The organism is Exiguobacterium chiriqhucha RW-2, from assembly GCF_000416965.1.
In the GTDB taxonomy this organism is placed as follows: domain Bacteria; phylum Bacillota; class Bacilli; order Exiguobacteriales; family Exiguobacteriaceae; genus Exiguobacterium; species Exiguobacterium chiriqhucha.
This window is the reverse complement of sequence record NZ_ATCL01000020.1, coordinates 561,095-570,426: the sequence shown is the minus strand read 5'-3', so window position 1 is coordinate 570,426 and position 9,332 is coordinate 561,095. Positions and strand designations below refer to the sequence as shown.

The following is a 9,332-nucleotide window of genomic DNA, read 5'->3' as shown; positions in this document are numbered from 1 at the left end:
AACTTAAATATTCGCACAAAAAAGCGATAGCCTCATAGACTATCACTTCTCTTTACATTCGCTTATTCGACCGTCTTGCGGGAATGGTGTAAAAATGCCCGGGGCTTCTTCCAAATGATTAAGCCGACATAACCGAGCGTGAGCAAAATCAAGGCACTGACGAGGACGACGTAAAGCGTCGCTTCCTCGATTCGTGCAAAGATGGCGATGTACGCCCAGACGAAGACGAGCGGATAGATGAAGTCACGATGCCACCACATGAAGACGAGCGCCAGGACGACCCCGACCATGAGCATGAGCGATGTCCAAGCAAGTTCGTCGAGCCCGAGCACGGTCGTTACCCGCTCCCGATTCATGACGACGAATACGTTGACGATTGTTGCGACGGAAACCCAACCGATATAAATCGAGAACGGGAACCGATCGAGCCAACTTGTCGACGTCCGGAAGGCGATGTAATAGAGCCTGGCGAGCGTCGCCAAGAAAGCGACCATGACGACGAGCGAGGCGATGAACCACTCGTTCGTGAACGTGAGCAACCAAAGGCCGTTCAAGATGCACGAGACGAGAAAGCCCGCTTTCATCCGATTCGCCTGCCGGTTCGCGACCGACCCTTTCTTCAATTGCAAGACGAGCCAGACGGCGAGCGCGATATAAATCACGCCCCAAATCGAGAACGCATAGCCGGCCGGTTTGAAGTAAATGTCGATGCGGTCCGACACAGCAGCGTTTTCACCGCTCGCGAAGTAGTTGATGACGACCGTCGCCAAAAATGCCAGCCAGTTGATTAATGGCCATTTTGATAAGTCCATAAGTACGATCCTCCGAAGAAGACCTGACACCTCCTTTATTAGCATAGTTTTCTATACCCATGTGCCAACGCTCATACACTTCTCGACTTGCTCCTGAATAAATTGTTAAAGACATAACAAAACGACCCCGGCCTTAACCGGAGTCGTTTCGAAGAAGCGGCAGTGTCACCGCATTTGGGATCGTCCACCTGAGTCATGGACAATAGCATCACTTGTTTAAAAGTCGATCTCGTCCGGGTCTGGACCGAGACGGTCATGTGTCGCCACGGCATCGATTTTCGCCAAATCGTCTGCATCGAGCGCGAAGTCGAACACATCGAAGTTCTCTTGAATCCGGTGCGGTGTGACCGATTTCGGAAGCGCGACGTTCCCCGTGTCTAAATGCCAGCGAAGCACGACTTGCGCCGGTGTCTTCCCATGTTTCTCAGCGATCTCGGCAAAGGCCGGGACATCGAGAAACTTCCCTTGCATGAGCGGGCTCCATGCCTCGACTTGGATGCCCTCGTCTTGGCAATATTCGACGAGATCCGGTTGCGGGAGTTGCGGATGGAGCTCGATTTGGTTGATGAGCGGCGTCATGAGACCTTCCTGTTTCAACGTCTCGAGATGATGCTCTTTGAAGTTCGACACGCCGATCGCCTTGATTTTACCAGCCTCATAGAGGTCAATCAAATCTTTCCATGCCTCGACGAACCCGTCGACTGGCCAGTGGAGCAGACAAAGATCTAAATAGTCAGTCTCGAGTCGAGCGAGTGATTCGTCAAACGCCTCTTTCGTCCGACGCTGGCGAATGTCTTCGTTCCAAATCTTCGACGTCAAAAAGATATCTTCACGAGCGACGCCTGATTCTTGAATCCCTTTGGCGACACCCTCTTCATTCTTATAGACGGCTGCCGTATCGATATGGCGATATCCGACTTTGAGTGCCTCGGCGACGGCCTGTGGCGCCTCCGTCTCGTTGTCGACTTGCCATACCCCAAAGCCGATCATTGGAATTTTGACACCATTGCGTAACGTTGCGAGTTGCATACAATCATTCCCCTTTCCAATCTGTTCGAGCTGATTGTATCATACCCGTCATTCTATTTCGAAAAACTAAATCGTCAAATCTTTTCGCGTGAAGCGTCCATAAGATAGGAGCATTGCGACGACGAGAATCCCCGCCAACAAGAAGAAAGAACGAAGCGTGGAATCCCCTTGGATTTGTGCGTTGGCGTCAAACAACGAGAAAATCGACAGCGCATTCAACCAGTCGAGCTGGTCACTAAATCCCGAGAACACGTTCGCCATTAAGAAGAGGGCGAATATCCCTCCCGTGACCATGTAGGACCGCGAACTGTCGTCGAACAGGCTCGCGAGCACATAAGCGAGCGTTCCGAGCACGAGCAGCATCAGACCCGCGTTCAACTGAAGTGTCCACAATAAGCCGAGGTCAATCTGTAAATCAAACAACACGTTGGCGAGCATGAGACTAAGCCCATTCAGTCCGACGAGCAAGGTTGACGCCATCAAGAGCACGATCAGACTGGCCGTCACGTAACCGCTGCGCGAAATCGGTGCGGCCAAATAGAGCATGACCTCGCCTGAGTCGACTGGTTTGGCCATGAGCCGTGAGGCGAATGTGAGCGCGAACAGAATCGCCAACACGTAAAAGATGAGCCCATAGTAATTGCCGGCCAATAAATTCATGACGTTGTCCATCGCCATATTCGGATCGATTTTGAACACATCGAGCAGCTCAGGTGGCAACGAATCCAATTTGCCTTCAATCAGCCCCGTCTCTTGGATAGACGGGAACACCGCCGCCAAAAAGAACAAGTAGAGACTCGTCCCGAGCGAGTAGCCAAAAATCCAGCTCCCGTTTTGTTTGAACAGTGCCGAAATGAGAACCATTTAGTTCGCCTCCCCGTAATATTGCATGAATAGATCCTCAAGCTCGTCGGTGCCGCTCGACAACGATTGGACCTCATGACGAGTGAGCCGATGAATCAAGTCGTTCAACTCCTCGACCGTCGACAAGTTGACAGTGACGACCACTCCGTCCCGCACACCAATTTCTTCGCTCAAGCGCTGAGCTGCCACCTCGTCCTTCAATTCGATTCGATACGTCTTCTGACTATGCCGTTTCAACTCTGTCATCTCCGCTTCGATAATCATCCGACCGTCGCGGATGAGCGCGGCCCGGTCGCATGTCTTCTCCATCTCGGGAAAGTGGTGCGAACTCATCAACACTGCCTTGCCCGCCGCCTTCTCCGAGATCACCCAATCGACGAGTCGTTCCTGCATGAGCGGATCGAGTCCGCTCGTCGGTTCATCGAGAATATACACGGGCACATCTTTCATGAAACACGTGACGATGGCGAGCTTTTGTTTCATCCCTTTCGACATCTTACGCACTTTGAGCGATGTGTCAAAAGCGAACACGTCACGCAACGTCCGTTCGCGCTCAGCACTTGTCGCATGAAGCTTTCGGGTAAGACGGATGACATCCTCACCGGTCATATCCTGAGGGTAATTGATTTCGCCCGGTAAATAACCGACGAGCGCCTTCACCGTCTCGCTCTCGTTCCAACAGTCGTGACCCATAACGGTGGCACTACCGGAATCGGCGTGGAGCAATCCCATCAAGTGACGAATCGTCGTTGATTTCCCTGCCCCGTTCGGCCCGATGAAACCGAAGACGGTACCAGGTTCGACGGTGAACGACACGTCGAAGATGCCGTGGGATGAATCGAACCGTTTCGTCAATCCTTTCAATTGAATCACTGATCTCACTCCTTAGTTTTGAAATATATAGTTTATATGATTACAAAACTAGTATATCACGTTATTTTTTGAAATGGAAATGGTATATTGGTTACAAAACTACAAAAGAAGCGAGGATGCCCATGGATGGATTCACAAAACGGACCGAGACGAAGCGACGCGCGATTTTAGACGCGGCCATTCGACTGATGGCCGTGAAACAGTCCCGTTTCACAGTGAGCGAGCTGGCCCGCGCCGCCTCGGTCTCACCGGTATCGATTTATAATTATTTTGGTTCGAAAGAACAAGTGATCATCGCCGTCTTGACCGAGATGACGGAAGAACAGATGGGATGGATTGAGTCACAAATCGCTGACCATGTCCCGTTCGATCAATTGCTGATTGAGATTTTGTCTCGTAAAATCGAGACGGCTGGGCTGTTCGACGAGACGATTACGACGATGATTCAAGCGGACGCATCGTGGCAACAGTTGGCCGGTCGGGGCTACGCCGCATTCCGGCAATTGATTGAATATGGGAAGACGAGCGGAGCCATTGACCCGGAGCTGTCGACCGATTCGTATTTACGGTACGTCCAACTCGTGCAGCAGGCGATTTTGTCCGACCCGAGCCTGTCGACGTCACCGATGACCGAATCGATGCAAGATTATTTCCGATTTTTCCTTCACGGCATCATCCGGAAATAACAAAAAAGTCGCCTCCCCCTTCTTATGTATATAGTAAGGGGGTAGGCGACTTTTTATATTTCATTGTTATTTATCGTTCGTTCGGAACACGGATTCCTCGATTGGATAGAGTGACAGGTCAAGCTCGCAGTCCCCGGTCAGAACGAGGTCGGCGAGCACTTTCCCGATGAACGGACCGACCGTCAAACCGGACGAGCCGAGACCGTTCGCGACGAGCAACTGCTCCGCTCCCGGAACGCGTCCGAGAATCGGAATCGAGTTCGGGGTGACCGGGCGAAAGCCGACCCGCGTCTCAATCAGTTCGGCCTCAGCGAGTCCAGGGGCCGATTCCAGCCCTTTCGAGAGCACTTCATGAATTCCGATTGCCGTCGGCCGTGCGTCGAACGCCTTGTCACGCTCATGCGTCGAACCGATGACGATTCGCCCTTCTTCAAACCCGAGCAAATAACGACGCCGTGGTGGCATGACGACCGGCCAATCAGACGCATCCGTGTCCGGCAGCTGCACGTGCACGATTTGCGCTTTCTCCCCGGCGACACGGGCCGTATAGCCGATCGGCTCCATCAAATCGGGCAACCACGCCCCACAGGCGAGCACAATCTCATCCGCCTCAAAGCGGACACCGTCGCACTCGACATGATAGCCGTCCGCTTCGACGAGGACGGCCGAACCGTCGACCAAGGTCACGCCACGCTTCACGGCGACCCGTTCGAGGGCCGCTCGCAATTTCTCTCCATCCACACGAGCCCCGCCTTCGACAAGGAGGGCGTCATATTCGTCCGAGAGCGGTGGAAATAGCGCTCTCGCTTCTTCCGCTGTCATCCGGGTCAACTCCCCGATTTCTGGTGCTTCTTCCCGGCGTAGCGCCGTCCGTTCTTGCATCTCGTTCAATTTCTTGTCTTCATGCAAGGCGAGCGTCCCGACACGTTTGTAGCCGGTCTCCGTCTCGCCTTCTTGTTTCAAGTCCTCGACGACCGTCGCATAGTAGTGAGCGCCGCCTTTGGCGAGCGCGTACCATGCCTTATTGCGACGCTGGGCAATCCATGGGCAGACGATGCCTGCCGCGGCGTCGGTGGCACGGCCCTTCTCTTTCCGGTCGATGACGGTGACGTCGGCTTTCCCGGCTAAATGGTAAGCGGTCGAGATGCCGACGACTCCTGATCCAATTACAATCACTTTTTTCATAACAGCTGCGCCTTCATCGGTTCGATGTCGGCTTCACATCCTTTCATAAAAAATCACCGGCCCGAAGGCCGATGATCAGTCGCGCATGGCGAGGCGATACAGTAAATCAAGAATTTCAATATAGAGCCAGATGAGCGTCACAATCAAACCGAACGCTGCGACCCATTCGAGCTCTTTCGGAGCCCGGCTCTCGACTTGACGAGCAATATAGTCGAAATCGAGGACGAGCGCGAGTGAGGCGATGATGACGATCACAAATTGCACGCCGATGGCGAGCGGTGACGAGCCCGTCATGAACGGGAGTCCTGAACCGAAGAAACTCATCCCGATTTGGACGAGATAGAGCAACATGACCGTAAAGATCGCGGCTGTGACTCCGGCACGGAACTTTTGCGTCACTTTGACGAGACCCGTCGAGTAGACGAACCACATCGCGAACGCGACGATGAACGTCGTCAAGACGGCACGGCCGACGATGCCCGGGAGCATCGCTTCAAAGAAATAGGAAATCAATCCGACGAACACACCTTCAACGATGCCATACAATGGTGCGACAACGGGTGCTGTTCTCGGTTTGAACGTGATGACGAGCGCCAAAATCAAACCGAGAATGAGCGAACCGATCATGAGCGGGAACAAGAGCGCCTCCCCGATCGTCGGTACGAGCATCCACGTCGTCCCGGCGGCTGCCGTGACGAGCAAGAGTAGTGTGAACACTTTCGACCACGTTCCGGCTTTCGTCATCGGCGTGGTGCTATAAGCTGTTGTCTCCATCGATTTACGGAGAACTGGATTCGATTTAAGTCTCAACTGTCGTTAACCCCTTTATTCTATTTTCAGTGTTTGGCCATGACTTTGATGAATTCCCGCATATAGTCAGGTAGGTCAGGTGGACGGCGGCTCGAGACGATATGGCCATCAACGACGACCGGCTCATCATGCCAAATCGCACCTGCGTTTTCCATATCATCTTTAATGCCCGGTGTGCTCGTGACGTTGACACCGTCGAGAATTTTGGCTGAAATCAACACCCAGCCCGCGTGACAGATTTGACCGATCGGCCGCTTCTCGTCATGCATATAACGGACGAACCCTTTCACCGAATCAAATCGGCGCAACAAGTCTGGGGACCAGCCACCTGGGACGAGGATAGCGTCGTATGATGAGATGTCGACATCATCGAACGCGATGTCCGATTTTGCCGGGACGCCGTACTTGCCGATATAGGCGTGATCCGCCTTCTCGCCGGCCAGGATGACGTTTGCGCCTTCCTCGCGCAACCGATGGACCGGATACCATAATTCTAAATCTTCAAAGTCGTCGCTGACGATTTGCAGCACGTTCTTACCTTGTAATTGCATCGAATCCCTCCCTTTATTTGTCTTTCACAAGTATACCCCATAAGCCACGTGGCGAAAACAGGGACTGTCCACCAAGTGCGCGTCTCGCTCTCGATTGAATCAATTTGTTTGTGTCACGGTCACGATCACATTTCCAGCCTTTCCTCCGGCATCAACGTAACGGTGCGCCGCGACGATGTCCTCGAGCGGATAAATCGAATCGATGACAGCTTTTAACCGGCCGGCTTCAAACAGCTCGTTCAAGAAAACCAAATCCTCTTTCCGTTCACTGGCAGGTCCTTGTCCAGCGACAGAACTGAATTTCCCGTGTTCGGCGACATGTTTCCGGGCCATTCGCTTATCGATTTTACCAGCCGCATCGAACACAGCGTCGTATGTGGTCAGTTTCTCGTCGTAGCCGTCTATGGTGTAGTCAATCACCACGTCCGCGCCGAGACTTCTGACAAGTTCGAAGTTTCGCTCCCGACAGACTGCCGTTACGTGAGCCCCGTAATATTTCGCGATTTGAACGGCCATCGAACCGACTGCCCCGGACGCCCCGTAAATTAATACGGTCTTCGCTTGTTCGATTTTCGCTTTACGCAAAAAGTGAAGAGTCGTCGTCCCGCCGAACGGCAAGCTGGCTGCTTCGACAAAACTAGCGTTGTTCGGCATGCGTTCAACACATTTACTCGCTTTGACACACGCATATTCAGCGTAGCCGCCGAAACGCATCCCGTTCAGTGCATAGACGCGGTCGCCGACCTTGAACTGCTCGACACGACTACCCGTCTCGACGACCTCGCCTGCCAAGACGACACCGAGAATCGGTTGGCGGGGTGCCTTGAAACCGACGACGATTCGCATCGGCAGCTTGCCTAGGGCCGGTACATCGAGTGACCGCAACCGCCGGTCACCTGAATGGACGGCTGTGGTGTGGACTTGAATCAATAACTCATCCGATTTTGGCACCGGTTTTTCGACTTCTTGAAGCTGCAACACGTCCGGTGGTCCATATGCGGTACAAATCACTGCTTTCATCATGTTCCTCCTCACAAGACTGAACAAAACAATGAGCTGTCACGACAAAGGATTTTTGCACGGTTTAATCTACTATTGTCACATCTTCAAATTGTGAAACATCAGTGTTCTCAAATCGATATTTAGAAGAAAACTCTGCTGAACGACCATCATTTTATCAATATATTGTGTTATAATGAATGCGACTTTTTGTAAATTTGAACGAGAAAGGGGACTTCCCACATGAAGCAATATCATGATTTATGCACCCATATTCTTGAGCACGGTGTCGTCAAAGAGGACCGGACCGGGACCGGGACGACGAGCGTGTTCGGCTACCAGATGCGGTTCAATCTTCAGGAGGGGTTCCCCCTGGTCACGACGAAAAAACTACATACCCGCTCAATCATCCATGAACTACTCTGGTTCATCACCGGTGATACGAACGTCAAGTACCTTCAAGACAACGGTGTCCGCATTTGGAACGAATGGGCAGACGAGGACGGAAATCTTGGCCCTGTCTACGGTGCGCAGTGGCGCTCGTTCCCGAAACCAGACGGCACGAGTGTCGACCAGCTCGCGCAAGTGATCGAGCAGATTAAGACGAACCCTGATTCGCGCCGCCTCATCGTTTCGGCATGGAACCCTGGGCAACTCGAGGACATGGCGCTCCCGCCGTGCCACCTGTTGTTCCAATTTTATGTCGCGGACGGCAAACTATCATGCCAACTCTATCAACGTAGCGCTGACACGTTCCTCGGCGTACCATTCAACATCGCGTCATACGCTTTGCTCACGCACATGGTCGCCCATGTGACCGGCCTTGAGGTCGGCGACTTTGTCCATACGCTCGGTGACGCCCACATTTACCATAACCACCTCGAACAAGTGAACCTTCAATTGACACGTGAGCCACGCCCGCTCCCGACATTGAATATCTTGCGAGACGTGACGTCGATCGAGGACTTCCGTTTCGAGGACTTCGAAATCGTCGGCTATGACCCGCATCTGCATATCAAAGGAGCGGTCAGCGTATGATCGTCCACGTCGTCGCCATCGGAAGCAATCGAGAAATCGGGAAAGATAACGCCTTGTTGTGGCGCCTGCCCGATGACTTGAAGCAGTTCAAAGCTATCACGACGGGCCAAACGGTCGTCATGGGTCGTAAAACGTTCGAATCGATCGGTCGTCCGTTACCGAACCGCCGCAATATCGTCGTCACGTCAGACCGATCGTTTTCAGCTGAAGGTGTCGATGTCTGGCACGACCTCGAGTCGCTCAACACCGAGACGACAGACCTTTACATCATCGGCGGCGCAACGCTTTATGAGCAAACGTTCTCGATGACGGACCGGTTCTATGTTACCGAGGTCGACGGCACGTTCGAGGCGGACACGTATTATCCACCGCTGCCGGACGGGCTCACCGTGACGGACGAACAGTTCCATCCGGTCGACGAGCGGCATGCCCATAGCTTCACTTTCCGTCAATATGACAAAAGGGACATCGACTGAGTCGACGTC

The 9,332-nt window shown here is 53.1% G+C and carries 11 protein-coding genes; 3 read left to right on the top strand and 8 right to left on the bottom strand.

The genetic code is table 11. From position 1 onward, the window contains the following. Positions 1 to 62: 62 nt before the first annotated feature. From M467_RS27025 to M467_RS27010, 4 genes are all read right to left on the bottom strand, one after another. The gene (locus tag M467_RS27025) at positions 63 to 812 is read right to left on the bottom strand and encodes a TspO/MBR family protein (protein WP_021067322.1); all 750 of its coding nucleotides are present in this window, start codon (positions 810 to 812) and stop codon (positions 63 to 65) included. Between the two features lie 216 nt (positions 813 to 1,028). After that, positions 1,029 to 1,841, bottom strand: a complete 813-nt coding sequence (locus M467_RS27020) for an aldo/keto reductase (protein ID WP_021067321.1) — start codon at positions 1,839 to 1,841, stop codon at positions 1,029 to 1,031. A 66-nt stretch (positions 1,842 to 1,907) separates the two neighbouring features. After that, the gene (locus M467_RS27015; protein WP_021067320.1) at positions 1,908 to 2,705 is read right to left on the bottom strand and encodes an ABC transporter permease subunit; all 798 of its coding nucleotides are present in this window, start codon (positions 2,703 to 2,705) and stop codon (positions 1,908 to 1,910) included. Then, positions 2,706 to 3,578: an ABC transporter ATP-binding protein gene (locus M467_RS27010; RefSeq protein ID WP_021067319.1), complete on the bottom strand. Its 873-nt coding sequence runs from the start codon at positions 3,576 to 3,578 to the stop codon at positions 2,706 to 2,708. 122 nt (positions 3,579 to 3,700) lie between these two features. Between M467_RS27010 and M467_RS27005 the strand changes: the two genes are divergently transcribed. After that, a complete protein-coding gene (locus M467_RS27005; protein ID WP_021067318.1) occupies positions 3,701 to 4,264 on the top strand; it encodes a TetR/AcrR family transcriptional regulator in 564 nt (187 codons plus the stop codon). A 66-nt stretch (positions 4,265 to 4,330) separates the two neighbouring features. Here the strand turns inward: M467_RS27005 and M467_RS27000 are convergent, their stop codons facing one another. The 4 genes from M467_RS27000 to M467_RS26985 all read right to left on the bottom strand — a co-directional run bounded on the left by M467_RS27000 (position 4,331) and on the right by M467_RS26985 (position 7,830). Further along, complete coding sequence (locus M467_RS27000) at positions 4,331 to 5,449, bottom strand: NAD(P)/FAD-dependent oxidoreductase (RefSeq protein ID WP_021067317.1); 1,119 nt, start codon at positions 5,447 to 5,449, stop codon at positions 4,331 to 4,333. Between the two features lie 75 nt (positions 5,450 to 5,524). Next, complete coding sequence (locus tag M467_RS26995; protein WP_031200225.1) at positions 5,525 to 6,259, bottom strand: Bax inhibitor-1/YccA family protein; 735 nt, start codon at positions 6,257 to 6,259, stop codon at positions 5,525 to 5,527. Between the two features lie 26 nt (positions 6,260 to 6,285). Next, entirely contained in the window at positions 6,286 to 6,810 is a 525-nt protein-coding gene (locus tag M467_RS26990; protein WP_021067315.1) for a type 1 glutamine amidotransferase domain-containing protein, read from the bottom strand. Between the two features lie 99 nt (positions 6,811 to 6,909). Continuing rightward, entirely contained in the window at positions 6,910 to 7,830 is a 921-nt protein-coding gene (locus tag M467_RS26985; protein WP_021067314.1) for an NAD(P)-dependent alcohol dehydrogenase, read from the bottom strand. 222 nt (positions 7,831 to 8,052) lie between these two features. Here M467_RS26985 and M467_RS26980 point away from each other — a divergent pair, with 222 nt between their 5' ends. Both M467_RS26980 and M467_RS26975 read left to right on the top strand, forming a co-directional pair. Next, on the top strand, positions 8,053 to 8,847 hold the full coding sequence (locus M467_RS26980; RefSeq protein ID WP_021067313.1) for a thymidylate synthase: 795 nt from the start codon (positions 8,053 to 8,055) through the stop codon (positions 8,845 to 8,847). Next, positions 8,844 to 9,323, top strand: coding sequence for a dihydrofolate reductase (locus M467_RS26975; protein ID WP_021067312.1), 480 nt, complete (start codon positions 8,844 to 8,846; stop codon positions 9,321 to 9,323). The genes M467_RS26980 and M467_RS26975 overlap by 4 nt, the downstream gene beginning before the upstream one ends. Positions 9,324 to 9,332 lie beyond the last annotated feature (9 nt).